Here is a 23,229-nt window from a genome sequence, read left to right on the forward strand (position 1 = left end):
CCTCCCGCCGCGCGGCACCGGCATCCCGCAGCATCCGCACCGACCAGACAGGGACGCACATGAGTATCTTCGCCAGCATGGAATCAGAGGTCCGCAGCTACAGCCGGGCCTGGCCCACCGTCTTCACCACCGGACGCGGCGCCGAGCTGCGGGACGAATCCGGCCGGTCCTACATCGACTTCTTCGCCGGCGCCGGCGCCCTCAACTACGGGCACAACCCGCCCGAGTTGAAAGCCTCGCTGCTGACGTACCTGACCGGCGACGGCATCACCCACGGCCTCGACATGCACACCGCGGCCAAACGGCTCTTCCTGACGCGGCTGCGCGACCTGGTCCTGGCCCCGCGCGGACTGGACTACCGCGTCCAGTTCCCCGGACCCGGCGGCACCAACGCGGTCGAGGCCGCACTCAAACTCGCCCGCAAGGTCACCGGACGGCACACCGTCGCCTACTTCGAACGGGGCTTCCACGGGATGACGCTCGGGGCCCTGGCGGTCACCGCCAACCCGGCGAAACGCGCCGGGGCGGGAGTACCGCTTCCGCACACCGTGTCCGTGCCCTTCGACGACCCCGCCGACGATGACGCACAGGCAGCGGCGCGGCTCACCCGGGCGCTGGACACCGCCTGCGCCGACGGGCCGCTCGCCGCCGTCGTCGTGGAGACCGTACAAGGCGAGGGCGGCGTCAACCCGGCCCGCCCGGCCTGGCTGCGCACCCTGGCCGCCTGGGCCCGGGAGCACGGCACGCTCCTGGTGGTGGACGACATCCAGATGGGGTGCGGGCGCACGGGACCCTTCTTCTCCTTCGAGCCGGCCGGCATCGTCCCCGACATCGTCTGCCTGTCCAAGTCCCTCAGCGGCTACGGGATGCCCATGGCCCTGACCCTGATCCGGCCCGAGTACGACGTGTGGAAGCCCGGCGAGCACAACGGCACCTTCCGCGGCTACAACCCGGCCTTCGTCACCGCCGCCCGGGCGCTGGAACTGTACTGGTCCGACAGCACGCTGGAGGCGAGGACCGCCGCGCTGGGCCGCCAGGTGGAGCGCGCCCTCACGCAGACCGCCCGCCGGTACGGGCTGAACGCACCGCGCGGGCGCGGCCTGGCCTGGGGGCTGCCCTTCGACCGGCCGGGAGCGGCCCGCGAGGTGTGCGACGCCGCCTACCGCAACGGCCTGCTGCTGGAGACGGCCGGACCGCAGGACGACGTCGTCAAGCTCCTGCCGCCGCTGACGGTGGCGCAGGGACAACTGGACCGGGGCCTGGCCGTCCTCGACGGGGCCGTCGCCGCGATGGTGGGCATACGGACCCTCGTGGCCTGACTCCCGCAGCCGCGGGGGACCAGGGAGCAGGGACCAGGGACCGCCCGGCGGCACACCGGCCGCGGGGCTGACGAACGGAGAGCGGATGTCGGTCGACCTCTTGGGATTCCTCGGCGTGGTGCTGCTCGCGTACCTCGTGCCCGGACCCGACTTCCTCGTGGTGCTCCGGTCGGCGACCGAGCACCCGGCCAAGGGCCGTGCCGCGGCGCTCGGCGCCCAGGCGGGGCTGTGCGTGCACATGCTCGCCGCCGCCACCGGGCTCTCACTGATCGCCGCCCGCTCCCCGGTGGTCTACGACGCCATCAAGTTCCTCGGCGCGGCCTACCTCGTCCACCTCGGGGTCCGCGCCGTCCTGGCCGCCCGGCGGGCCGCCCGCGAGCGGACCGCCGGGCGGCAGGCGGCCGCCGCTCCGGCGCCCGAGGGCCCGGCGGAGCCGGGACCCGCCCGGGGCCGCCGGCGGGCCGGCTTCAGCCAGGGCTTCCTCACCAACGTGCTCAATCCCAAGGCGGCCCTGTTCTTCATCAGCATCCTGCCGCAGTTCGTGCACGGCAGCGGATCCATGACCCGTCAGATCTTCTTCCTCGGCACCCTGGACGTCGTCATCGGCATCGCCTACTGGTTCGCCCTGGTCGCCGTCGCCGCCCGCCTGCGGGCACTCCTCGCCCGCCCCGCGTTCCGCCACCGCTGGGAACTCACCACCGGCTGGCTCTTCATCGCCATCGGCATCGGAGTCGCCGCAACCGCCTGACCCCCGTCCGTCCTTCGTGCACCGGCAGCCGGGCCGGGGAGGGCGTGCTGTCCGCGGCCCACCACGGACTGGCATGCTGTGGCCATGGAAGAGACGAATGACCGGCACACCGCCGTGGTCGTGACCGCCGAAGGCGAGTACGACGCGGACAACCTGGGCCCGCTCACCGACCGGCTGTCCACCGCTGCCGAGACCCACCGCACCGTGGTCCTGGACGCGTCGGCCATCACCTTCGCCGACTCCTCCTTCCTCAACCTCCTGCTCAAGGTGCACCACACCACGGCCCTCAGGATCGCGGGGCCCCGGAACCAGCTCTCCCGGCTCCTCCAGATGACCTGCGCGGACCGGGTCCTGGACCTGCGCCCCACGGTCGAAGACGCGCTCCGGCCCTGAGCGCGCGGCAAGCGGGCCGTGGTGGCAGCCGCAGCCGCAGCCGCAGCCGCGACCGCAGCCGCAGCGGCCGGGGACGAAACTCCCCGCAAAGGCGCTGTCGCCGTGGTGTGCGAGGATCAGGGGGTTTTCGTCCAGTACCGGGTAGACGAGGGGACATGAGGCGGTCACAGATGGGCGATGAGCCGGGCGAGCAACCACCCGGAGCGCGTGCGATGCCGACGCCTTCCTTCCACCCCGCCCCCCTCCCCGCCCCGGCCCCCGCCCCGCTCCCCGCCACCGCCGCCGACGCCCGCGACCGGGTGGTCGCCCTGCTGCAGGCCTGCGGGCTGCCGCCGGAGTCCCCCGCGGTGACCGACGCCCTGATGCTCACCTCCGAACTGGTCACGAACGCGATCCGCCACGGCCGCGGCATGACCGCCTTCCGCGCCGATGTCCACGGCAGCGCCCTGCGCATATCGGTGGCCGACCGCAATCCCGACCCTCCCGTCGCACGGACCGGCGAAGCTCCCGGGATCCGGATAGGCGGCTACGGCTGGCCCCTCGTCCAGAGCCTCGCCGAACACCTCACCGTGACCCGCCACGGCACGGGCAAGCAGATCACCGCCGACCTCAGGATCCGCTGATCCACGGCCCTGCGCGCCCGGCCCGACGGCAGGCCGGGCCCACGGATGTCCGGGGCGGAGCCAGAGGTTCAGTCCAATGGCCTAAGGTTTCCGGAGAGGGGCCGTCAGGCTTCCGCGATGAGGGATGTGTGTTGTGGCCGGTGGGGACGTTGCGAAGCGCTTGGTGAGCCTGCTCTCGGTACGGGGTGAGGACCTGGCCGCGACCTGGGCGGACACCGTCGCCGGCTCGCTCGGCGGACGGGTCAGCCGGGCAGAGGTCCAGCGCGAGCTGCAGGAGCTGTACGACGCCCTGGTGGCGGCGCTCGGCCGCGACAGCCTGGACGCCCACGGCGACGCCTTCGGCGAGGTGCGGGCCCTGCTGACGGAGCTGTCGCGCAGCCGGGCCAAGCAGGGCTTCACGCCCACGGAGACCGCGTTGAGCGTGTACGCGCTCAAGGAGGTCCTGGAGCCGTCGCTGTCCGGCGACGTCGAGGACGTCCAGGCCTACCTGAAGTTCGCCGCCCTGCTGGACGCGCTCGGCCTGTTCACCATCGAGGTGTTCACCCGTACCCGCGAGGCCCTGATCTCCGCCCAGGCCGAACAGCTGCTGGAGCTGTCGACCCCGGTCGTCAAGCTGTGGGACGGCGTGATCGGCGTACCGCTCGTCGGGACCCTGGACTCCGCGCGCACCATGGTCGTCATGGAGAAGATGCTGCAGGCGCTGATCGACACCGGCTCCGAGCAGGCCATCATCGACATCACCGGCGTCCCCGCCGTGGACACCGAGGTCGCCCAGCACCTCCTCAAGACCGTCGTGGCCGCCCGTCTCATGGGCGCTGAGTGCACCATCTCCGGAATCCGCCCCCAGATCGCCCAGACCATCGTGGCGCTGGGCATCGACTTCGGCGACATCGTCACCAAGGCCACCCTCGCCGACGCCCTGCGGCACGCGCTGCGCCGCTCCGGCGTCACCCTCTCCCGTACCGTTGCGCAGGCCGGCCGGTGAGCGAGCAGGTACCGGTCCTGCAGATCGGGCAGGTGCTGCTGGTCTCGATCCAGACGGACCTGGACGACCAGGCAGTGATGCTGCTGCAGGACGACCTGGCCGCCAAGGTGGTGGAATCCGGTGCCCACGGCGTGATCATCGACATCACCGCCGTGGAGATCGTGGACTCCTTCGTGGGCCGCATGCTCGCCACGATCGCCTCCATCTCGCGGATGCTGGACGCCCAGACGGTCGTGGTCGGCATGCGCCCGGCCGTCGCCATCACCCTGGTCGAGCTCGGCCTCTCGCTGGGCGGGGTGCGTACCGCACTGACCCTGGACAAGGGGCTGCGCGTCCTGGAGCGCGCCCGGGCCGAAGCCGGGTACGACGTCCCGGCCGGAGCCGGTGGCGAAGGCATCGTGCCGGATGCCGCGGCCGGCCTGTGAACGCTCCCGGCCCAGGCGGCCCGGAGTTGCTGGAGATCACCGCCAACGCGGGAGTGGTACAGGCACGGCAGGCCGTCCGCGCCCTCGCCCAGGCCTGCAGGCTCTCCCTGGTGGAGCAGACCAAACTGATCACCGCGGCCAGTGAACTGGCCCGCAACACCCTGATCCACGGCGGAGGCGGGACGATGGCCGCCGCCCTCGTCGAAGAGCGCGGCCGGCGCGGAGTACGCCTGGTCTTCGCCGACCGGGGCCCGGGCATCCCCGACGTGGACCTGGCGCTCACCGACGGCTGGACCTCGGGCAGCGGCATGGGCCTCGGCCTCTCCGGCTCCAAGCGCCTGGTCGACGACTTCGTCCTGGACACCACCCCCGGGCAGGGCACCACCATCACCGTCACCAAGTGGGCCCGGTGACCGACCTGCTGACGGACTGTGAGGACGTCGCCTGGTTCCGCGACGAACCCGAGGCCGCCCGAGGCGCCGCCGCCGCCCTGGGACGGCGGATCGGGCTCACCGAGCACCGCACGGCCGAGCTGGTCCTGGCAGTCGCCGAACTGACCACCAACATCACCAAGCACGCCGTCGACGGCTCACTGCTCCTGCGCGTCCTGCGCACCGAGGACGTCGCCGGCGTCGAGGTCGTGGTCGTGGACGGCGGCCCGGGCATGGCCGACGTGGCAGCGGCCCTGCGGGACGGAATGTCGACCGCCGGCACCCTGGGCATCGGCCTCGGAGCGGTCCAACGCCTCGCCGACACCTTCCACATCCACTCCCAGCGCGGACTCGGCACCGTCCAGGTGGCCCGCTTCTGGCCCCGCCCGCTCCACCGCTCCACCACCGGCGAGCCGGCCGTCGGCGGAATCACCCGGCCGATCGCCGGGGAACAGGTCTGCGGGGACGCCTGGGCAGCACGTCCCGACACCGCAGAACAGGACACGCACCGCGACCCCGTACGGACCGGCCCGCCGGCCGGAACCGACCCCCTGCCCCTGGACTGGTCCGACCTCACCGGGACCCGGCCGCCCGGCCGGCGCCTCCAGCCGCCGCAGCGCCCCCGCATCCCCTCGCTGGTGACCCCGCGCGCCTCGCGCTCCGTCCCCGTACGGGCAGCCGCCCCCGGACCCGGCCGGGGAACCCTGGTGATGTCCTGCGACGGACTGGGCCACGGCCCCATGGCCTCCCTGGCCGCCAAGGCCGCCGTCCAGGCCTTCCGCACCGGCACCGCACGCACCCCGGAACAGGCGATGGAGCAGATCCACCGCGCCCTGCGCGGCACCCGCGGCGCAGCGGTGGCCATCGCCCGCCTGGAGCCCGACGGACGCGTACTGTTCTGCGGCACCGGGAACATCACCGCCGCCCTGGTCACCCAGGACAGCCGCGCCAACCTCCTCTCCCACCCCGGCATCGTCGGCCACCAGATGCACCAACTGCGCACCTACGAACAGCACCTGCCCGGCCACGGCGTCCTCGTCATGCACTCCGACGGCCTGAGCGACCGCTGGACGTCCGCCGACCTCGCCGGAGTCCTGCACCACCCGCCCGCCCTCATCGCCACCGCCCTGCTCCGCCTGGCCGGGACCCGGCGCGACGATGCCAGCGCGGTGATCGCCAAGGCCGTCCGGTGAAACGTCAGGTGAGACGGATCGCCACCCGCCCCCGCGACCACGACCGCGCCACGGTGCTGCTCACCCCGATCGCCACCGAGCACGACGTCTTCGCGCTGCGCCGCCACGCCAAGACCATCGCCGGCGCCGTCGGCCTCGACAACCGCGACCAGGTCCGCCTGGCCACCGCACTGAGCGAACTGGGACGCGACCTGCTGCGCCCCGCCGCCATGACGGCCGTCTTCACCGTGCAGCACCACCCGCCCGCGCTGCACACCGCGATGCGATGGAGCGACGACCGCGCTCCCAGCGGCGAATCCCTCGCGGCCGTCACCCGCCTGCTGCCCCAGACGCGCTACGAGCCCTCCCTCGGCGCCCGCGACCGCCCGCAGCCGGCCGCCCCCGACGGCCCGCAGCCGCCTCCGGCCGGCTCCCGGGTCGGCTGGATCGAGATCACCTGCCCCGTCCCGGAACTCGCCGCCCGCAACCTGGACGTGGGCCGGATCCTGGCCCTGGTGCAGGCCGAGACCCCCGCCAGCGCGATCGACGACCTCCAGGCGCAGACCCGGGACCTGCTGGCCGCACTGCACGAAGCCCACGCCCAGCGGGACGAACTCGAGCGGCTCAACGAGGAACTCGTGGAGACCAACGCCGGCGTCATGGCCCTCTACGCCGACCTCACCGTCGAGCACAAGGACGTCGTCGAGCGCTTCGACCAGGAACACGAACTCGCCCTGGCCCTGCAGCGCACCTTCCTGCCCGCCGACCTGCCGACCTCGCCGGGCGTGGAACTCGCGGTGCGCTACCTGCCCGCCACCTCGATGACCGAGATCGGCGGAGACTTCTACGAGGCCGTCACCACCCCCCACGGCCTGCTGCTCGCCGTCGGGGACGTCGTCGGCCACTCCCTGCAAGCCGCCATGGTCATGGGCGGGATCCGCCACGCCCTGCGGGCCTACGCCGCCCTGGGCCACCCCCCGCACCTCCTGCTCCGGCACCTCGACCACCTGCTGGGGCTGCACCACCGCGGATGGACCGCCACGGTGTGCATCGTCCTGGTGGAACCGGGCAACGACCGCATCCAGATCGCCAACGCAGGCCACCTGCCGCCGCTGCTCCTGTCCCCGGGCGCCGATCCCCGCTACCTCACCGAGCACGGGCCACTGCTCGGGCTGGGTTTGGCGCACCCCGAAGCCGTCAGCCACCCGGTCAAGCCCGGGAGCCGCCTCCTGATGGTCACCGACGGGCTCATCGAGACCCGCGACAGTGACCTGCGCGACCGCCAGGCCGCGCTGGCCGCCACCGCCGCCGCGGGACCGGAGGAACCGGAAGCGCTCTGCGCCGCCCTGGTCGAAGCCTTCGGCACGGAACCCGAGGACGACATCATCGTCTTCGCCACCCGCCTGCACCCGCCCGAGAGCCTGTCCTGAGCCCGCCGGCCGGGGGAGCAGGGCCGGCTCCGCCGCCGAGCGGCGTGGCCCGGCGCGCATCCGCCCGGGCGGCCCTACCGTGGTGCGGGTGACAGGAATCGACGCCGAGCGGCGGTGGTCCGAGTCCATGCCGGCCGCCTACGAGCACCACCTCGTGCCGGTGGTCTTCCGGCCCTTCGCCGCGGACCTGGCTGCCCGAGCGGCGCGACTGCACCCACGCCGCATCCTCGAACTCGCCGCAGGTACGGGCGCGTTGACCTCCGCGCTGCTGGCGGCGGCGCCGTCGGCCGAGGTGACGGCCACCGACCTGAACGAGGCCATGGTCGCCCTCGGATCGGCCCGCGCCCCCGGCGCGCTGTGGCTGCAGGCCGACGCGCAGCGGCTGCCGTTCCCGGACGGTTCCTTCGACCTGGTGGCCTGCCAGTTCGGCGTGATGTTCTTCCCCGACCGGGTCGCCGCGTACACCGAGGTCCGCCGGGTGCTCGCCCCGGGCGGCCGGTTCCTGTTCACCACGTGGGGCCCCCTGGACACGCACGCCTTCGGGGCCGCGCTGCAAGCCGGGCTGGAGCGGGCCTTCCCGGCCGACCCGCCGCAGTTCCTCCGTACGGTTCCGCACGGCTACGCCGACCCTGCCGCCGTGGCCGCCGACCTGGCGGCCGCCGGGTTGGCCGTCGCGGAGGAGCAGGAGCTGACGCTGGAGGGCCGGGCCCCGTCGGCCGCCGACGTCGCCACCGGGTTCCTCGCCGGGACACCGGTGCGCGCGGCCGTCGAGGAGCGCGGCGGCGGACCGTCCGCTGTGGCCGCGGTCACCGAGGAGATGACGTCCCGCCTCGGCCCGGGCCCGGTGACCGCCCCGATGACGGCGTACGTCTTCCTCGCGACGGCTTGACGGCCCGGCGGCCCGGCGGCCCGGCGGCTGCGGGCTCCGCTCTGTTCAGTGATCGCCCGGAGGCAGGGTGGAGCCGAGCTGGGTGAGGAGGGCGGCCAGATGGGTCTGCTCTTCGGTGCTGAGTCCGGACAGGAGCCGCCGCTGGTTGTCCAGGTGGACGGCGATGAGTTCGTCGGTCAGGGCGACGCCCTCGTCGGTGAGGGCGACCAGGCGTCCCCGCGAGTCGCTCGCGTCGACGGACCTGGTGACCAGGCCGCGGGCGGAGAGCCGGTCCACCCGCTTGGTGATCGCGCCGGTGGTGACCAGGACGGTGCGGCTGAGCTCGCCCGCGGACAGGGCGTAGGGCGCCCCCGACCGTCGGAGCGCAGCCAGCACGTCGAAGTCCCCGGCGCCCAGACCCGCGGCCCGGAAGGGCGGCCGCAGCCGCTGGTCCAGGGCATCGACCAGCCGGAAGAGGCGGCCGATGACCAGCAGGGGAGCCGTGTCCAGCTCGGGACGCTCGCGCTTCCACTGCGCGGCGATGGCGGAGACGGCGTCGGCGTGGGTGTCCGATTCGGCGTCCGATGCGGCTTCGGCTTCGGTCTGCATGCCTTCATCTTATCTTCCGCGGATGATAAATTACCTTCCATGGAAGATTCCTTGGTGTTGCGGCTTTCCCTGCCCGCTCGGACCCCGGCCGCGGACGCGTCCACCGAGCCGAAGCGGGGCCGTGGTGCACCCGGTCCCCGCTGAACCCGGCCGCCGCACCCGGCGCCGGCTGGTCTCCGCCGGCCTGGTCGGCTCGATCGGCGACGGCATCTACGTACCCCTGACGATGCTGTTCGTCCACTCGCTCACCGCCCTGTCCCTCACGTCGATCGGCGCGGGCCTGACGGTCGCCGGGCTGTGCGCCCTGGCGTTCATGCCGGCCGCAGGCGTCCTCATCGACCGGTTCGGCGGCCGGAGGGTGCTCATCGGCGTACTCGCCCTGCGCGCGGCCGGGTTCGCGGCCTACCCGTTCGCCCACTCCTACCCCGCCTTCCTGGCGATCGCCCTGGTCGTCGCCGTGGGGATGTGGGCCTCCCCGCCCAGCCAGCAGGCCCTCATCGGCGACATCGCCCGAGGGGCCGAACGCGACCGCCTGCTCGCCTGGGACCGCAGCCTGCGCAACGCCGGCATGGGCTGCGGCAGCCTGGCGGCGGCGGGCATGCTGGCATGGAACGGCAGAGCCGGCTTCGTCGCCGCCTCCGTGGCGCTGGCCGCCGTGTTCGCCCTCGCCGCGGTGCTGGTGTCCCGGATCCCGTCGGTCCACGGCGGGGCCGGGCGGCGCGAGGGCCCCCGGGGCGGATACCGCCAGGTCCTCGCGGACCGGCCCTACCTGCTGCTCACGGCCGCCAACTTTCTGATCGCCTTCGGCTACACCGCCCAGGCCATCGCCCTGCCGATCTTCCTCACCCGCGATGCGGGCCTCCCCGACGCCCTGGCCGGGGCCGTGTTCGCGCTCAACACCGTCCTGGTGGCCGCGCTCGGTGTCCCGGCCGCCCGCCTGACCCTGCGCGGCCGGCGCACCCGTACGGCCGCGGCCGGCGCGCTCGTCTTCGCGCTCTCCTTCGCCGGCTTCGCCGTCCTGCCCCAGCTCTCCGACGGCGGCCGCACCAGGCTCCTCGTCGCCGTCCTGGCGGTCGCGGTGCTCTACACCGCCGGTGAACTCATCCACTCCGCCCCCTCGCAGGGCCTCTCCGTCCAGGCCGCCCCCGACCACCTGCGAGGCCGGTACCTGGCGACCTACCAGCTGTCCTGGTCGCTCTGCCGCACCCTCGCGCCCGTACTGCTGGGTCTCCTGCTCGACGCCGGACCGCGCCACCTGTGGACGGCCCTGGCCCTGACGGTCCTGGCCGGTGCGGCCGTCCTGCTGTACGCCGAACGCCTGCTGCCGGCCCACGTCGTGGGCAGCACGCGCACCCCCACCGCCGCCCGGCCGGAGGACGTATGCGCTGCACCGCACGGCTCTAAGTCCAACACCCGCGCCTGACAGCCCAGTTCATGCCCCGTACGGGCGGAGGCGGGCCGGGGCGGACGCCGCCGGCCGGACCGTTTCGAACCGTGGCCCGGGGGCACCCGGCCGCTATGGACACCACTGAGGACATCACTGCGGGCGCCACCGGGGACACCACTGCGGACACCGGGGGAGTGGTCGAGACCCAAGGGGGCGAACACCACGTCGTGCTGAGCGCCGACACGAACGGTGACGGCCGGCCCGACGTGTGGATGACCGATACGACCGGGGACGGGAAAGCCGACCTGTACCAGTTCGACACCACCGGCGACGGCCGCATCGACGTCACCATCGTCGAACGGGCCGACGAGCCCGGCACCGACCGCCTCGTCATCGAGGGCGACGGGGGCCACCCGCCGCAGCAGCCGTGACCCCCGGCGCGCCCCCGCAGGACGCCTGCGCCGACCGGTCCCGGCCCGCGGGGTGCCCGCGCCGTCCGGCCCCGGTGGAGGGCAGGGCGTGATGCCGGTCGCGGTCAGTGTGGTGCTCGTGGTGTTCGGGCTGTTCTTCGCGACGGTCGGCTCCCGCTACCGGGACGCGTACCGGGGCGAGTCCTGGGGGATGGCGGCCGGCGGCGTCCCCTTGCGGGACATGAGCCGCCGCACCATCGTCGGGGTCGGCTGCCTCCTCGTACTGGCGGGAGCAGCAGGCTTCCTCCTCTGACCCGCCGCCGCCCCCCCCGGAAGGGCCCCGAGGTCACGGGGTGTGCCGGCCGAGGCGGGCCCACTCGTGCCGGATGCGCCAGTCCCCGGCGTCGGCAGCCAGCCGGGCGAACCGCTCGGCGCCGGCCTGGTCACCGGCCGCCGCCCGGAGGCGGGCGAGCGCGGCGTAGCCGTTCGGCCTCCCCGCTGCGGCGGCGAGCCGCGCGGCTTCCTCCGCGCCCGCCCGGTCCCCGGCCCGCTCCCGGAGGGACGCCAGCGCCGCCCAGGCGCGTCGCGCCCCCGCCCGGGCCGCCAGAAGATGGAGCCGCTCGGCGTCCACGGTGTCACCGGCTCCTTCGCGCGCCACGGCCAGCCGGTAGAGCGGCAGGTGGTCCCCCGCCCGGGCGGCGCACCGCGCCAGGCGCTCCGCGCCCGCCTGATCCCCGGACCGTGCCCGGGACTGCGCCATCTCCCGCAAGGTGTCCGGGTATCCGGCGGCTGCCGCGAGCCGGGCCAGGCGCACGGCGCTGTCCTCGTCTCCGGCGCGCTCCCGCATCCATGCGAGCAGGGCGTACGCCGAAGGGTCCTCGGCCTCCGCGGCGAGCCGTGCCATGTGCTCGGCGCCCCGGTGGTCGCCGGCCCGTTCCCGCATCTCGGCCAGCACCGCGTACAGGCCCGCTTCACCCGCCCCGGCCGCCCGGCGGGCCAACTGCTCCGCGGTGTCGTCCAGGCCCATCGCCTGCGCCTCCCGGCACAACCGGGCCAGGTGTCGGGCGTCCAGGGCGTACGAGGACGCGGCGGCCCAGAAGGCGGGCGGCGGGACGGTCCCGTCGCGGGTGGTGCGGCCGTGGGCGTCCAGGTAGTCGGCGAGTCGGGAGAAGCCCGGCAGGGCGCCCATCCCGTCGGGCCGGGGCAGGGGTTCGAGGGCCGCGGCGACGTGCTGCACGCGGGTACGGGCGGCGGCGAGGGCGGCTTCGAACCAGTCGGGCCCGGCAGCGGTGCGCTGGTCGTCCGACAGGTAGCCGGGGGCGGCGGCGCGCAGGAAGCCGTCCGGCAGCGGGGCGTTCCAGCCCAGGCGGCAAGCGTCCATGGCCGCGGTGACCAGAGCGCGCGCGAAGCAGGCAGGTGGTTCGTGTGCCGCCGCGTAGCGGTCGGCCAGTTGCAGCCCGGCCGCGAGGGTCTGGGTGATCTTCCCGTCGCGGGAGGTCTCCCTGGCCGCCGCAAGCGCCGGGTCGCCGCCGAGGGCCTCCAGGCGCCGCAGGTCGGCCGGCCCGAAGGCGGGCGGGACGCGTACGGTGGCGCCGGCATGCCCCAGCAGGGCCCGGGCATGGCGGTGCGGGTCCGTACCGCCGGGTGCGGCGTCATCCGCCACCCGGGAGAGCTCGGTGAACCAGCTGTCCCACATGGTGGCGACGACCACGGCCGGACCGGGCCGGGACAGCCGCGAGCACAGGAGGGCAGCCAGCTCCTCACCCCTGGGCCCGGACAGGAGGTCGTGGGCGTCGTCGAGCCACAGCACGGTTCGCGCGGCCGCAGGCGTGTCGGACAGGAGTTGCAGGGCGCCGTCCTGGGTACGGGGGCGCAGCAGGTCCCAGTCCGCGAGGCCGCCGACGGCGCCGAGCGCCTCATAGGCCGACCGGGTCTTGCCCGTGCAGGAGCCCCCGCGCACGACGACCAGGACCGGCTCTCCACCCGTGACGGCGCGGTGCAGGCTCTGGCGGAGCTCCTCGTCGTGGGGGCGCTCGACGTAGAGCGGGACCGTGAACCCGCGGGTGTGTGCGCCGGTCCCGGGGATCGACGGGTGCACGCCCAACTGTGCAGCCGTCCACTGCCCGACCGGCCTCGGGGGGTCGCCGAGGGGAGCGCGCAGGGCGCCGGCACCGGCGGCGTCGAGATCGGCCCGGGCCTTGCGCCCCCGCCGTTCGCGCTCGGCGTCCCGCACCCGTGCCCGGTTGACGGCCGCATGCCACGCGCGCCACCGGCGGCCGTCCAGCAGCGCGGCGTCCGGGTCGACTGCCCCAGGGGGTGCAGGGGGTGCAGGGGGTGCAGGGAGTGCAGGAAGTGCAGGGAGTGCAGGGAGTGCAGGGGTCCCAGGGGGTGCGGACAAGGCGGCAGCGGCGGCCGCGGCCCGGCGGATTCCGCCGATCACCTTGACCAAGACCTCCACGTCCCCGGGAAGCGTCCTGCCCCGAAGCCAGTTGTCGATGGTGTTGTGGGAGCACCCGGCGTCTCGGGCCAGGTCCCTCAGCGAAGGCCGCACCGCAGCCGGCAACCGCTGACGCAGCCCCTCCACGCGCAGGAGGCTGTCGAACAGCCGCTTCTCCAGCGCGGTGGTGCTCTCCTCGTCCTCCATGCCGCCGCCCCTCCCTCGCCCTGCGTGCCGCCCCGCGCACCGGCGGACGCACCCGAATCGTCCAAGGTGCGCTGCGGGGGTCGTTGGACACCGCCTTGGACAGCTCGGCTGGGGCCAACCTAACCGGCTGCACACGTTCGGAGAAGACGATGACCGACGCGCACCTGCTGTTCGACCTGCTCCTGCTCCAGACTGCGGGCACCTGCCTGGCCGCGGGAATCCGGGCGGCCGCCACCCTCTTGACGGTGCGTCGGGCCCTGCGCGGGACGCGGCCCCGGGAGCGCGCGGGGATCCTCCGCTCGGTCGCCCGCATCACGCAGGCCCTCCGCGGCCGGCCGTGACGGGTCCTGGCCGCACCCCTGCCCCCCTTTTCGTCCTCTTGACGATATGCGGGAATCCGATTATCGTCGTATTGACGAAATGAAGGGGGTTCGCCATGGCCGACATCACCCGGCGCTTCGGCTGGCGCCATCTGCGCTCCGCGCCCACCGCCCACATCCGCCACCACAAGCGCGGCCGGATCGTCCACGACGGGCGCGGGCTCAGTTTCTGGTACCGGTCGCTGTCGGCGGCGCTCTCCGAAGTGCCGGTCGACGACCGCGAACTGGCCATGGCGTTCCACGCCCGCACCTCCGACTTCCAGGACGTCGCCGTACAGGCCACCGTCACCTACCGGATCAGCGACCCCGCCCAGGCCGCCGACCGACTCGACTTCTCCGTCGACCCGGACACCGGCAGCTGGCGCGCCGCGCCCCTGGAGCAGATCGCCACCCTCCTCACCGAGACCGCGCAGCAGCACACCCTCGATGTCCTGGCCCGGACGCCGCTGGCCGCCGCCCTGGTGGACGGCGTCGCCTCCGTGCGGGAGCGCGTCGCCGCCGGACTGGCCGCCGAGCCCAGGCTCCCGGCCACCGGCATCGACGTGGTCGCCGTACGGGTCGTGGCGATCCGCCCCGAGGCCGAGGTGGAGCGCGCCCTGCGCACCCCCGCCCGCGAGCAGATCCAGCAGGAGGCGGACCGGGCCACCTACGAACGGCGGGCCGTCGCCGTCGAGCGTGAGCGCGCCATCGCCGAGAACGAGCTGGCCAGCCAGATCGAACTGGCCCGGCGCGAAGAGCAGTTGATCGACCAGCGCGGCACCAACGCCCGCCGCGAGGCCGAGGAGAAGGCCGCCGCGGACGGCGTACGCACCGAGACCGAGGCGGCCCGCAAGGTCCGCCTGGCCCGGGCGGACGCCGAGGCGGCCCGCGCCACGGGCGCCGCCCGCGCCGAGGCCCAGGCCGCCTGGCTGCGCGTCCACGACGAGGCCGGACCGGGCACCCTGCACGCCCTCGCGGCGACCCGGCTGGCGGAGAACCTGCCGCGCATCGAGAGCATCACGCTCTCGCCCGACGTCCTCACCGGGCTCCTCAGCAGGCTCGGACGTCCGGAAAGCGGCCCGGACGCATGAGCCTGGCCCCGCGGGCCGTGCTCGTGCACCGCAGGACCGAGTACGAGGAACTGCTCGCCCGGCACGGGACCCACGGGCAGGCCGCCTTCTTCCTCTCCAGCCGGGGCCGGTCGATCGACGAGGTGGCCCGCCGCCACGACCGTACGCAGCAGGCGCTGCGGGAGGTGGCGGCGGCGGTGCCGCTCACCTGGCGCAGCTCCCGGGTGGAGCGGGCGGACCTGGACCGCTTCCTGTTCGCCCCCGAGGACGTCGTGGTCGTGGTCGGCCAGGACGGCCTGGTCGCCAACACCGCCAAGTACCTCCACGGGCAGCCGGTGGTGGGCATCGACACCGACCCGGGGCGCAACCCGGGCGTCCTGGTCCGCCACCGCAGCGCCGACACGGCCGCCCTGCTGCACGCGGCGGCCGCGGCCGGCGGCCGGGCGCAGGAGCTGACCATGGTCGAGGCCGTCGCCGACGACACCCAGCGCCTCCTCGCGCTGAACGAGATCTACCTGGGCGCGCCCGGCCACCAGACGGCCCGCTACCGCCTGTGCCCCGACGGCGAGCCGGGCCCGGGGGAGGCCCAGGCGTCCTCCGGGGTGCTGGTGGGCACGGGCACCGGCGCCTCCGGCTGGCTGCGTTCCCTGTGGCTGGAGCGCGGCAGCGCCGCAGCGCTGCCCGGCCCCTGCGACCCGCGGCTCCTGTGGTTCGTCCGCGAGGCCTGGCCCTCGCCCACGACCGGGACGGCCTACGTCGCCGGCGAACTGGGGCGGGGGCAGCAACTGCGGCTGACCGTGGAATCGGACCGGATCGTGGTCTTCGGCGACGGGATGGAGAGCGACGCCCTGGAACTGACCTGGGGCCAGAGCGTACGGCTGGGCATCGCCGCCCTGTCCCTGCACCTGGTGACGTGACCGGCGCGGCGGCGCCAGGCCCGCCCGCGGGGCCCGCCCGCCGGAGGCGCGCCCGCCCGCGCCGGGGGCGCGCCCGCCCGCGCCGGCCCTGGCGCGCGGGCGGACGACTACCGGGCCGGCCCGGTGGATCCGGGTGCGGCGGCGAAGTCCACGTCCGCCGTCACGACCGTCGCGGCCGTCCGCCCCGGTGCGCGCTGGCCGGACCAGTACAGGTTCGTGTGCGCGATGACCTGCTTCGGCTCCGGTGCGCCCCAGGCCGTCAGGTCCTCCGTGGTGTGCGCGTCGCCGACGAGGAGGGCGTCGTAGCCCCGCGTGAACGCGCCGTGCAGCGTCGAGCGGACGCAGAAGTCCGTCTGCGCGCCGGTGACGACGAGGCGGCCGACGCCCAGACCCGCAAGCTCGGCCTCCAGCGTGGTGTCCTCGAAGGAATCCCGGTAGCGCTTCTCGACCAGCACCTCGCCGTCGGCCGGCACCAGCTCCGGGACGATCTGCCAGGCGTCGCCCCCCGGGGTCAGCTCCTTGTCGGAGTGCCGGACCCAGACCACCGGGACCTGTTCCCGCCGGGCCTTCTCCAGCAGGCGGCCGATGTTGGCGACCACCGCGTCGCGCGCGTACGCCTGCGCGACGACGCCGTTCTGGACGTCGATCACGAGAAGCGCGGTGTTCGGCCGTTCCGCGAGTGTGGTCATGGCGGTCTCCCCTGGTTCACGACGTGTGCACGACGGACTTCTGCCTCCGCACCGTAGACCCACCCGCTGACAGCGCAGCCCGCGGGGCACGGGGCACAGAACACGGCCCATGCTCCGACGCGGCTCCGGTCAGGCGCCCGGCGCCGGCGGGGGAGCGGCGGCCAGCGGGGCGAGGGCCCAGGCACGTCTCACCCGGTCCACGAGGACGAGGGCGCTGTACGGGGACACGGCCAGTTCCAGCCGCATGTCGGCCAGGCGTTGCACCGAGCCGTCCGGGTCCGCCCGCCCGATGTCGGCGCTGCGCCGGCTGAAGTCCGCGGGGGTGAAGATCTGGAGCAGGGTCAGCACGTACGCGACGTACGCACGGGCCTCGGCGACCAGGGGCCGCGTCGCCTCCGGCAGGGCCGCGTCGTCCGGCCCCGCAGCTCCCGCCGCGCCGGGCGCCGCCGGCGCGGCGAACTCCCGCAGGGCGCGGACGAGCGCCTCGCCCTGCTCCGGGCAGGCGGCGTCCAACTGCTCGGTGAGCAGCCGGTAGCCGGCCATGACCGGCGCGGTCTCCGCTGTCCACGGCTGGGCGGCGAGCAGCGTCCGGAAGCCCGCCAGGGTGTCGGACAGCTCCTCCGCCAGCATCACGAGCGCGATGTCGCGCAGCTCCACGTACGGGGTGCTCTGGCGCAGCTCGACCAGGCTCAGCGCGTAGCGGATGAGGTCCCGCGGGATGCCGCCGGACAGGGCGTGGGCGAGGACCGCGTACGGCAGCGGCAGCCCGGGCACCCGTGCCGTGAGGATCACCACCGATTCGGCGGTCGTCATCGGGCGGACGTGGACCACGTCGTCGAAGGCGCTGTCGGTGCTGTCACGGTGCGGCATGCCGCGGCGCACGAACCCCGCGCTGACGTCCTCGGCCACCGACACCAGGCAGTACACCCGGGGCACGCCGAGGATCGCCTTGACCTCGCCGAGGAACGTCCGTGCCTGCGCCGGGGTGGCCATCCGGTCCAGTTCGTCGATGCACAGGAACACCCGCCCGTCGCCCTGCTCGCCCAGCTCCTGCGCGATCAGCTCCATCAGCGACCGGAACTCCGCGACCAGTTGGGGGAAGTTCGGCGCCACGCTGGAGAGGGTGGAGCCGTGCGCGCTCCCGAAGAAGGCTCCCGGGGCGAGGTTCAGCGCGGCCGACGTGCCCTGGACCGTGCGGAGCCGGAAGAGCTGGTCGAGACAGCGCTTCGCCAGACCGGACTGCTTCGCGTGCCGCCTGCGGCGCCCCGAGGCGAAGCGGACCAGGAGCATCCCGAGCAGCAGCACGGCGAGCCGGCCGGGGTTCTCGGGGTCGGTCACGGCCGGCCGGGTCGCCGCGGAGAGCTGCATCCACCCGATGCAGGCCAGCCCGGCCAGGGTGGCCGCCACCAGCATGCGGTCGCGGACGGTCAGACGCCGCGGCACGTTCGAGGTCGCGACGAGCAGGAACACGAACAGCGTGACCAGCAGCGTGACGAGGAGGACGGTGAACCCCTTCCGCGGCAGGCCCGCCCGGTCCGCCCAATCGGTCGCATCGGGCACGATGTCGACGGCGTCGTACACGGCCACCACCACGTCCAGGACCGGCGCCGCGACGAGCAGCCAGCCGAGTGCCCACAGCAGCACCCAGCCGGCCCGGCGCTCCTGCGCCAGCCCGAGGAACCTCCGCAGCCGCCCCGGCTTGCGGAGCCCCCACACCAGGAGGCTCATCCAGGCGGCCATCAGGCTGACCATGACGTACTGACCCCGCCACAGCCCGTCCACCGCCTGCGCGGCGTCCTGCGCCACACCCGCCGCGAAGGACACGAGGCCCGAACGGCGGCCGTCCCACCAGACGCGCACCGTCACCGCGGCCCCCAGCCCGAGCAGGACGGCGGCGGGCAGGGCGAACAGGAACCACCGCACGGCGCGGTGGGCCAGGCCCGCGACGCCGCGGCCCAGCCGTACGAAGCCCGACAGCCGGGTGAAGTCGGGCACGGGCTGCCCGCTGCGCCGCAGGTACTGCTCGCACACGCCGACGAGGCAGGACAGCAGGAAGTCGTACGGGGTGTAGGCGGCGGGTACGGCGACGCGGATCACCAGGTCGGGCTCCGCGGCCTCCGCCGCCGCCGGCCGGAGCAGCCCGCTCGCCGCGTCGAGCAGGGTGGTCTTTCCCACGCCCCGCGGACCGCTGAGCGCGATGGTGCCGCCGTCGATCAGACTCAGCTTGCGCGCCAACTGCCCCGCGCACAGGGTCCGTACGAAGAAGCGGGAGTCCCGCCGCGAGCGCAGCCCGTGGTAGCCGTCGTACACGAGCACCGAGTGCGGGTCGTCACCGAGCAGTGCCTCGATCACCTCAAGGAGGACCCGGCGCATGCTGCGGGAGGTGAACTCCGCCGCGAGGTGCTGCAGGGCGGTGTCCACGGTGTGGGTGCTCGCCCACACCGACAGGCGGCAGCGGACGTAGACGGACATGCTGCGCAGTTGGCGGAGTGCGCGGGGGCGGCGCCACAGCCAGACGCCCACGCCGGATGCGGCCACCGCCGCCACCGCCTGCGAGGCGGCCCAGGGGCCGCCGGACCCGTTCAGGCTGCCGAGCAGGCCCACCACGACCAGGAGGGCTGCCACCGCGGCCGGTTCCAGCCCGAGCCGGGCCCGGGCGCGGGCCAGGCGCCGCCGCTGCGCCGTCCGCCGGTCCAGCGCCGCGCCGACGGCCTCGTGTTCGGTCCGCGCGAGGAGCAGGACCCGCTCCACGGCCGCGGCTCCGTGCATGGCCGTGCGCACCGCCTCGGCGGTGGCCTCCGGGCGGATCTGCAGCCGGTCGGCGACGGCCGGCAGGGCCAAGAGCTCCTCGACGCTGTTCCGGTAGACCGCGGCCTCGGCCGCATAGCGCCAGCCCCGGAAGGGCGGGAGGGGAGCCCCGGCGCCCGGCGGGGCCGGCTCCGCCGGTGTTGCGGTTGCGGTCACTACTCGGCTCCTCGGCTCCTCACCCACGGGCAGCCCGGCGAGCGTAGAACGAGGGACCCGGCCCGCGCAGAGGAACTCCCCATCCGGGCAGCCCGACCGGTGGACCTGCCTCCCCCCGACCGGTGGACCTGCCTCCCCCGCACCTGCGGGCCGTGCGACCGTTCGTGCGCGTGGCCGGAGGTGAATGCCGCCCGGACGGATCGCCACGTGCTACAGATGTGGGGGTAATAGTCCTACTGTAGGAGGTATCTGATGAATCGTACAGGTCTGCTCCGCGCGGCCGCCGTACTGGGCACGGCCGCTCTCCTGGCCCTCGGCGGCGCCGCGGCGGCCAGCGCGGACGGAGTGGGGAACTCGGGCATCGGGAACTCGGGCGTGGGCAACGCGGGCATCGTGAACTGGGGCGTCGGCAACGCCGGCATCGCCAACGGCGGCCTGGGCAACGCGGGTGTCGCCAACACGGGCATCGGCAGCGCCGGCATCGGCAACTCGGGCATCGGCAGCGCCGGGATCGGCAACTAGCACCGCACCGCACCACGCAGCACCCGCCGCGCGGCACGGACACCGGGCGCCCGGGCAGCACTGAGGCCCGGCCGGAGCCGGCTCCGGACCGGTCGGCCCGGTTGTGCCGGTCCGGGACCGCCCGTACGCACCGGGTGGTCCCGGGCTCGGCCGCCGCCCCGCCGCCCGCCGCCCGTCGCCGCGCCGCCGTGACGGGCCGGCCTGCGGGCGGCGGTAGGGGGGCAAGCCCCACCCCGGGGTGGGCGGGTAGCAGGCTCGTCCCGGATCCGGGACACCGCGAGTGTGGTCCCATGACTGAGACCGCCTCACGCCTCGCCGCACCGCCGACGCCCCTCGCGCCCCTCGCGTCCGTCGCGTCCGTCGCGCCCGCGCCGGGTGCCCGCCGGTTCCGGTGCGAGCTGGGATACCTGCTGTCCGGACTGCCGCTCGGGCTGGCGGCGTTCACCGTCGCGGTGACCGGGGCCGCCCTCGGGGTGTCCACCCTCGTGGTCTGGGTGGGGCTGCCCATCCTGGCCGCAACCCTGCGGGCGGCCCGGGCCCTGGCCGACCGGGAACGCCGGCGGGTGGCGGCCGTCACCGGCCGCCCGCTGCCCCCGTACCGCCCGCGGCCGTCCGGCACGGGAGGGACGGGAGCGCTGCGCGCGGTACGCGATCCGCAGTCCTGGCGCGACCTCGCCCACCCGGTCCTCGCCTTCCCGCTCCAGGTCGTCACCTTCAGCGTGGCCCTGACATGGACCCTCGGCGGCATCGGTGAGCTGCTCTACGCCACCTGGTCGTGGTCGCTGCCCCGGGGAGAGGACAACCAGGGCTTGGCCGAGCTGGTGTTCGGCACCTCCTCACGGGCCGTCGACATCGGCTTCAACACCGCCATCGGCGTCGTCCTGCTGGCGACCGCCGCCCCGGTGGTCCGCGCACTGACCACCGCCCAGACCCGCCTCGCCACCACCCTGCTGACCGACCGGGCGGCATGACGCGGTACGGGGTACGCGTTCGCGGCACGGACGGCACGGCACCTCGTCGAAGACCTCGCGGACGCGGACCAATCCGCCGTCCGGCCCACGCCGAATGGCAGGTGTGAGCACCCTCCGCACGTCTCGCTCCCGCGCCGTACGGGGCGCCGTGTCCGGCCTGCTGGCCGGGTACGTCGCCCTGGCGGTGGCAGAGCTGACGGCCTCCCTGGTACGGCCGCAGGCCGGCCCGGTGACCGTGGTCGGCGGGGCCGCCATCGACCGCACCCCGGCTCCGGTCAAAGACTTCGCGATCCGTACCTTCGGGGAGGACGACAAGCTCGTCCTCCAGCTGGGCATCCTCGCCGTCCTCGGGCTCCTCGGCATCGCCCTCGGGATGCTCGTCCTGCGCCACCGGCGCGCCGGGGCCGCGGGAGTCCTGGCCTTCGGGATCATCGGTGCGGCAGCCGCACTCACCCGGCCTGATGCCCAAGGCCCCGCAGACGCCCTGCCCTCGATGGCCGGCGCGGTCGCCGGCGCGGCCGTCCTGTACTTTCTGGCCGGCAGACTCGCGCCCGACACCGACACCGACACCGACACCGACACCGACACCGACACCGGGACGGGTACGGACCGCTGGTCACGGCGCGGGTTCCTGCTGGCCGCGTCGGTCACGGCCGTCGCCGCCACCGGGGCGGGCGCACTCGGCCGCACCCTGGCCGGCCGCCGCGGGCAGGGCGCCGCGGCCTCGCGGGCCACGGTCGAACTGCCCGCACCCGCCTCCCCGGCCCCGCCGCTCCCCAGGGGCGTCCAGCTGGAGGCGGACGGCATCAGCGCCTTCACCACCTCCAACAAGGACTTCTACCGGGTGGACACCGCCCTGGTCGTCCCCCGGGTCGACGCGGACACCTGGCGGCTGCGCATCCGTGGCAAGGGCGTCACCCGGCCCCGCACCTACACCTTCCAGGAACTGCTGGAGCGTCCGCTGATCGAGCGGGACATCACCTTGACCTGTGTCTCCAACGAGGTCGGCGGCCCCTACATCGGCCACGCCCGCTGGCTCGGCGTACGCCTGGACGACCTGCTGCGCGAGTGCGGCGTCCGGCCGCCGTCCCAGGGCGGCAAAGCCGACCAGCTGGTCGCCCGCTCGGTCGACGGCATGACGCTGGGCTCGCCGGTCGAGGACGTCATGGACGGCCGCGACGCCATCCTGGCGGTCGGCATGAACGGTGAACCGCTGCCCTTCGACCACGGCTTCCCCGTCCGCATGCTGGTCCCCGGCCTGTACGGCTACGTGTCGGCCTGCAAGTGGATCGAGGAGATCGAGCTGACCACCTTCGACGCGTACGACCCTTACTGGGTCAGACGCAAGTGGGCCCGCAAGGCGCCGATCAAGACCCAGGCCCGCATCGACACACCGAAGCCGTTCGCCCGCCCGGCCGCCGGGGTCGTGACGGTCGCCGGAGTGGCATGGGCCCAGCACCGCGGCATCCAGCGCGTCGAAGTCCGCGTCGACGACGGGCCCTGGCAGGACGCGGACCTGGCCCCGCAGGCCGGGGCCGACACCTGGCGCCAGTGGTCCTACCCCTGGCAGTCCACCCCGGGCGGCCACACCCTCACCGTCCGCGCCACCGACGGGACCGGAGCGGTCCAGACCGAGGAACGCGCCCGGACGATCCCCGACGGTGCCAGCGGCCGGCACAGCGTCTTCGTCACCGCGGGATGACCCGCACCGCCAGGCCCGGCCACGGGATCAGCGGTGGTGGCGGTGGCGGCCGTGCCGGGGTGCGCCGGTCGTGGCGAGCAGGACGGCGAGACCGAGCGGCAGCAGGAACAGCAGCGTAATGGTCATGCGGGCGCGGGTGCCCGGCGTGCGCCATTCCATGCCGTACGGGTTTCCGCGGGTCCTTGCGAAGCTCTGCCGAGGCCGGTCGGGACGCAGCCGCCGTGCCGGGCGGGCCCTGGGGACGGGATCAGGGCCGGGTGGCGGCTTCCAGGGTGGGACGCAGGTCGAGCACGCCGTCGGCGCCCGTCATCTCCAGGAGCCGGGACAACTGGGGCTGCGGTGCGGCGATCCGCAGGGCGGTGCTGCGGTGGACCCGCAGGAGGAGGTTCAGGAAGGACGAATCGGCGAAGGTCAGCCGGGAGGCGTCCAGGACCACGATGCGGTGGGTGGCCGCGGCCGCGGCCAGCTCTTCCTCGATCGGCCCGAGCGTATCCGTGTCGTACTCGCCTGCGGCGGCGACGACCGCCACCGTGGTGCGCCCTTCGTGCGTGTCTTCCATGGCCACAGCATGCCATTCCGTGGAGGGCTGCG

The 23,229-nt window shown here is 74.5% G+C and carries 24 protein-coding genes; 19 read left to right on the plus strand and 5 right to left on the minus strand.

What is annotated here, in order from left to right:
* Positions 1 to 59: 59 nt before the first annotated feature.
* The 10 genes from ectB (at position 60) to ACLJTM_RS19220 (ending at position 8,415) form a co-directional block, all read left to right on the plus strand.
* Positions 60 to 1,319, plus strand: a complete 1,260-nt coding sequence (gene ectB / locus ACLJTM_RS19175; RefSeq protein WP_411104866.1) for a diaminobutyrate--2-oxoglutarate transaminase — start codon at positions 60 to 62, stop codon at positions 1,317 to 1,319.
* Positions 1,320 to 1,404: 85 nt separating this feature from the next.
* Positions 1,405 to 2,067: a LysE family translocator gene (locus ACLJTM_RS19180; protein WP_411104867.1), complete on the plus strand. Its 663-nt coding sequence runs from the start codon at positions 1,405 to 1,407 to the stop codon at positions 2,065 to 2,067.
* A gap of 84 nt (positions 2,068 to 2,151) precedes the next feature.
* Complete coding sequence (locus tag ACLJTM_RS19185) at positions 2,152 to 2,460, plus strand: STAS domain-containing protein (RefSeq protein ID WP_411104868.1); 309 nt, start codon at positions 2,152 to 2,154, stop codon at positions 2,458 to 2,460.
* A 212-nt stretch (positions 2,461 to 2,672) separates the two neighbouring features.
* Positions 2,673 to 3,083 (plus strand): ATP-binding protein, encoded by a 411-nt coding sequence (locus ACLJTM_RS19190; protein ID WP_411104869.1) that lies wholly within the window; start codon positions 2,673 to 2,675, stop codon positions 3,081 to 3,083.
* Between the two features lie 124 nt (positions 3,084 to 3,207).
* Positions 3,208 to 4,068, plus strand: a complete 861-nt coding sequence (locus ACLJTM_RS19195) for an STAS domain-containing protein (RefSeq protein ID WP_411104870.1) — start codon at positions 3,208 to 3,210, stop codon at positions 4,066 to 4,068.
* Positions 4,065 to 4,493: an STAS domain-containing protein gene (locus ACLJTM_RS19200; protein ID WP_411104871.1), complete on the plus strand. Its 429-nt coding sequence runs from the start codon at positions 4,065 to 4,067 to the stop codon at positions 4,491 to 4,493. Before ACLJTM_RS19195 ends, ACLJTM_RS19200 begins: the two co-directional genes overlap by 4 nt.
* Positions 4,490 to 4,906 (plus strand): anti-sigma regulatory factor, encoded by a 417-nt coding sequence (locus ACLJTM_RS19205; RefSeq protein WP_411104872.1) that lies wholly within the window; start codon positions 4,490 to 4,492, stop codon positions 4,904 to 4,906. Before ACLJTM_RS19200 ends, ACLJTM_RS19205 begins: the two co-directional genes overlap by 4 nt.
* The gene (locus ACLJTM_RS19210; protein ID WP_411104873.1) at positions 4,894 to 6,117 is read left to right on the plus strand and encodes an ATP-binding protein; all 1,224 of its coding nucleotides are present in this window, start codon (positions 4,894 to 4,896) and stop codon (positions 6,115 to 6,117) included. Before ACLJTM_RS19205 ends, ACLJTM_RS19210 begins: the two co-directional genes overlap by 13 nt.
* A complete protein-coding gene (locus tag ACLJTM_RS19215) occupies positions 6,114 to 7,526 on the plus strand; it encodes a PP2C family protein-serine/threonine phosphatase (protein ID WP_411104874.1) in 1,413 nt (470 codons plus the stop codon). Before ACLJTM_RS19210 ends, ACLJTM_RS19215 begins: the two co-directional genes overlap by 4 nt.
* A 127-nt stretch (positions 7,527 to 7,653) precedes the next feature.
* Complete coding sequence (locus tag ACLJTM_RS19220) at positions 7,654 to 8,415, plus strand: class I SAM-dependent methyltransferase (RefSeq protein ID WP_411105299.1); 762 nt, start codon at positions 7,654 to 7,656, stop codon at positions 8,413 to 8,415.
* A 45-nt stretch (positions 8,416 to 8,460) separates the two neighbouring features.
* On the opposite strand, the gene ACLJTM_RS19225 is transcribed toward ACLJTM_RS19220, so the two are convergent.
* Positions 8,461 to 9,003 carry a MarR family winged helix-turn-helix transcriptional regulator gene (locus ACLJTM_RS19225; RefSeq protein ID WP_411104875.1) on the minus strand — a complete coding sequence of 181 codons (543 nt, stop codon included), beginning with the start codon at positions 9,001 to 9,003 and terminating at the stop codon, positions 8,461 to 8,463.
* A gap of 121 nt (positions 9,004 to 9,124) precedes the next feature.
* Here ACLJTM_RS19225 and ACLJTM_RS19230 point away from each other — a divergent pair, with 121 nt between their 5' ends.
* The 3 genes from ACLJTM_RS19230 to ACLJTM_RS19240 all read left to right on the plus strand — a co-directional run bounded on the left by ACLJTM_RS19230 (position 9,125) and on the right by ACLJTM_RS19240 (position 11,113).
* A complete protein-coding gene (locus tag ACLJTM_RS19230) occupies positions 9,125 to 10,426 on the plus strand; it encodes an MFS transporter (protein ID WP_411104876.1) in 1,302 nt (433 codons plus the stop codon).
* A 95-nt stretch (positions 10,427 to 10,521) separates the two neighbouring features.
* Positions 10,522 to 10,821 carry a hypothetical protein gene (locus ACLJTM_RS19235; RefSeq protein ID WP_411104877.1) on the plus strand — a complete coding sequence of 100 codons (300 nt, stop codon included), beginning with the start codon at positions 10,522 to 10,524 and terminating at the stop codon, positions 10,819 to 10,821.
* A gap of 88 nt (positions 10,822 to 10,909) precedes the next feature.
* Complete coding sequence (locus ACLJTM_RS19240) at positions 10,910 to 11,113, plus strand: hypothetical protein (RefSeq protein WP_411104878.1); 204 nt, start codon at positions 10,910 to 10,912, stop codon at positions 11,111 to 11,113.
* Positions 11,114 to 11,146: 33 nt separating this feature from the next.
* Here the strand turns inward: ACLJTM_RS19240 and ACLJTM_RS19245 are convergent, their stop codons facing one another.
* Positions 11,147 to 13,444: a hypothetical protein gene (locus tag ACLJTM_RS19245; protein WP_411104879.1), complete on the minus strand. Its 2,298-nt coding sequence runs from the start codon at positions 13,442 to 13,444 to the stop codon at positions 11,147 to 11,149.
* Between the two features lie 149 nt (positions 13,445 to 13,593).
* Here ACLJTM_RS19245 and ACLJTM_RS19250 point away from each other — a divergent pair, with 149 nt between their 5' ends.
* From ACLJTM_RS19250 to ACLJTM_RS19260, 3 genes are all read left to right on the plus strand, one after another.
* Positions 13,594 to 13,785, plus strand: coding sequence for a hypothetical protein (locus tag ACLJTM_RS19250; protein WP_411104880.1), 192 nt, complete (start codon positions 13,594 to 13,596; stop codon positions 13,783 to 13,785).
* Between the two features lie 95 nt (positions 13,786 to 13,880).
* The gene (locus ACLJTM_RS19255; protein ID WP_411104881.1) at positions 13,881 to 14,894 is read left to right on the plus strand and encodes an SPFH domain-containing protein; all 1,014 of its coding nucleotides are present in this window, start codon (positions 13,881 to 13,883) and stop codon (positions 14,892 to 14,894) included.
* Complete coding sequence (locus ACLJTM_RS19260) at positions 14,891 to 15,790, plus strand: hypothetical protein (protein ID WP_411104882.1); 900 nt, start codon at positions 14,891 to 14,893, stop codon at positions 15,788 to 15,790. Before ACLJTM_RS19255 ends, ACLJTM_RS19260 begins: the two co-directional genes overlap by 4 nt.
* A gap of 107 nt (positions 15,791 to 15,897) precedes the next feature.
* On the opposite strand, the gene ACLJTM_RS19265 is transcribed toward ACLJTM_RS19260, so the two are convergent.
* Both ACLJTM_RS19265 and ACLJTM_RS19270 read right to left on the minus strand, forming a co-directional pair.
* The gene (locus ACLJTM_RS19265; protein ID WP_411104883.1) at positions 15,898 to 16,479 is read right to left on the minus strand and encodes a cysteine hydrolase family protein; all 582 of its coding nucleotides are present in this window, start codon (positions 16,477 to 16,479) and stop codon (positions 15,898 to 15,900) included.
* Between the two features lie 129 nt (positions 16,480 to 16,608).
* Positions 16,609 to 19,443, minus strand: a complete 2,835-nt coding sequence (locus ACLJTM_RS19270; protein ID WP_411104884.1) for a hypothetical protein — start codon at positions 19,441 to 19,443, stop codon at positions 16,609 to 16,611.
* A gap of 252 nt (positions 19,444 to 19,695) precedes the next feature.
* Here ACLJTM_RS19270 and ACLJTM_RS19275 point away from each other — a divergent pair, with 252 nt between their 5' ends.
* The 3 genes from ACLJTM_RS19275 to ACLJTM_RS19285 all read left to right on the plus strand — a co-directional run bounded on the left by ACLJTM_RS19275 (position 19,696) and on the right by ACLJTM_RS19285 (position 22,638).
* The gene (locus ACLJTM_RS19275; RefSeq protein ID WP_411104885.1) at positions 19,696 to 19,965 is read left to right on the plus strand and encodes a hypothetical protein; all 270 of its coding nucleotides are present in this window, start codon (positions 19,696 to 19,698) and stop codon (positions 19,963 to 19,965) included.
* A gap of 290 nt (positions 19,966 to 20,255) precedes the next feature.
* Positions 20,256 to 20,936 carry a sensor domain-containing protein gene (locus ACLJTM_RS19280; protein ID WP_411104886.1) on the plus strand — a complete coding sequence of 227 codons (681 nt, stop codon included), beginning with the start codon at positions 20,256 to 20,258 and terminating at the stop codon, positions 20,934 to 20,936.
* Between the two features lie 94 nt (positions 20,937 to 21,030).
* A complete protein-coding gene (locus ACLJTM_RS19285; RefSeq protein WP_411104887.1) occupies positions 21,031 to 22,638 on the plus strand; it encodes a molybdopterin-dependent oxidoreductase in 1,608 nt (535 codons plus the stop codon).
* 247 nt (positions 22,639 to 22,885) lie between these two features.
* Here ACLJTM_RS19285 and ACLJTM_RS19290 read toward each other — a convergent pair whose 3' ends face one another.
* Positions 22,886 to 23,197, minus strand: a complete 312-nt coding sequence (locus tag ACLJTM_RS19290; protein ID WP_411104888.1) for an STAS domain-containing protein — start codon at positions 23,195 to 23,197, stop codon at positions 22,886 to 22,888.
* Between the last annotated feature and the right edge of the window lie 32 nt (positions 23,198 to 23,229).

Origin of the sequence: Streptomyces sp. cmx-4-9 (assembly GCF_046548835.1) — a bacterium.
Lineage (GTDB): Bacteria > Actinomycetota > Actinomycetes > Streptomycetales > Streptomycetaceae > Streptomyces.

Bases quoted from the DNA above. Each gene is read 5' to 3' on its own strand.
- ectB (WP_411104866.1), top strand. From the start codon at position 60: ATGAGTATCTTCGCCAGCATGGAATCAGAGGTCCGCAGCTACAGCCGG.
- ACLJTM_RS19180 (WP_411104867.1), top strand. From the start codon at position 1,405: ATGTCGGTCGACCTCTTGGGATTCCTCGGCGTGGTGCTGCTCGCGTAC.
- ACLJTM_RS19185 (WP_411104868.1), top strand. From the start codon at position 2,152: ATGGAAGAGACGAATGACCGGCACACCGCCGTGGTCGTGACCGCCGAA.
- ACLJTM_RS19190 (WP_411104869.1), top strand. From the start codon at position 2,673: ATGCCGACGCCTTCCTTCCACCCCGCCCCCCTCCCCGCCCCGGCCCCC.
- ACLJTM_RS19195 (WP_411104870.1), top strand. From the start codon at position 3,208: ATGTGTGTTGTGGCCGGTGGGGACGTTGCGAAGCGCTTGGTGAGCCTG.
- ACLJTM_RS19220 (WP_411105299.1), top strand. From the start codon at position 7,654: ATGCCGGCCGCCTACGAGCACCACCTCGTGCCGGTGGTCTTCCGGCCC.
- ACLJTM_RS19225 (WP_411104875.1), bottom strand. From the start codon at position 9,003: ATGCAGACCGAAGCCGAAGCCGCATCGGACGCCGAATCGGACACCCAC.
- ACLJTM_RS19235 (WP_411104877.1), top strand. From the start codon at position 10,522: ATGGACACCACTGAGGACATCACTGCGGGCGCCACCGGGGACACCACT.
- ACLJTM_RS19245 (WP_411104879.1), bottom strand. From the start codon at position 13,444: ATGGAGGACGAGGAGAGCACCACCGCGCTGGAGAAGCGGCTGTTCGAC.
- ACLJTM_RS19250 (WP_411104880.1), top strand. From the start codon at position 13,594: ATGACCGACGCGCACCTGCTGTTCGACCTGCTCCTGCTCCAGACTGCG.
- ACLJTM_RS19255 (WP_411104881.1), top strand. From the start codon at position 13,881: ATGGCCGACATCACCCGGCGCTTCGGCTGGCGCCATCTGCGCTCCGCG.
- ACLJTM_RS19260 (WP_411104882.1), top strand. From the start codon at position 14,891: ATGAGCCTGGCCCCGCGGGCCGTGCTCGTGCACCGCAGGACCGAGTAC.
- ACLJTM_RS19265 (WP_411104883.1), bottom strand. From the start codon at position 16,479: ATGACCACACTCGCGGAACGGCCGAACACCGCGCTTCTCGTGATCGAC.
- ACLJTM_RS19275 (WP_411104885.1), top strand. From the start codon at position 19,696: ATGAATCGTACAGGTCTGCTCCGCGCGGCCGCCGTACTGGGCACGGCC.
- ACLJTM_RS19280 (WP_411104886.1), top strand. From the start codon at position 20,256: ATGACTGAGACCGCCTCACGCCTCGCCGCACCGCCGACGCCCCTCGCG.
- ACLJTM_RS19285 (WP_411104887.1), top strand. From the start codon at position 21,031: ATGGCAGGTGTGAGCACCCTCCGCACGTCTCGCTCCCGCGCCGTACGG.
- ACLJTM_RS19290 (WP_411104888.1), bottom strand. From the start codon at position 23,197: ATGGAAGACACGCACGAAGGGCGCACCACGGTGGCGGTCGTCGCCGCC.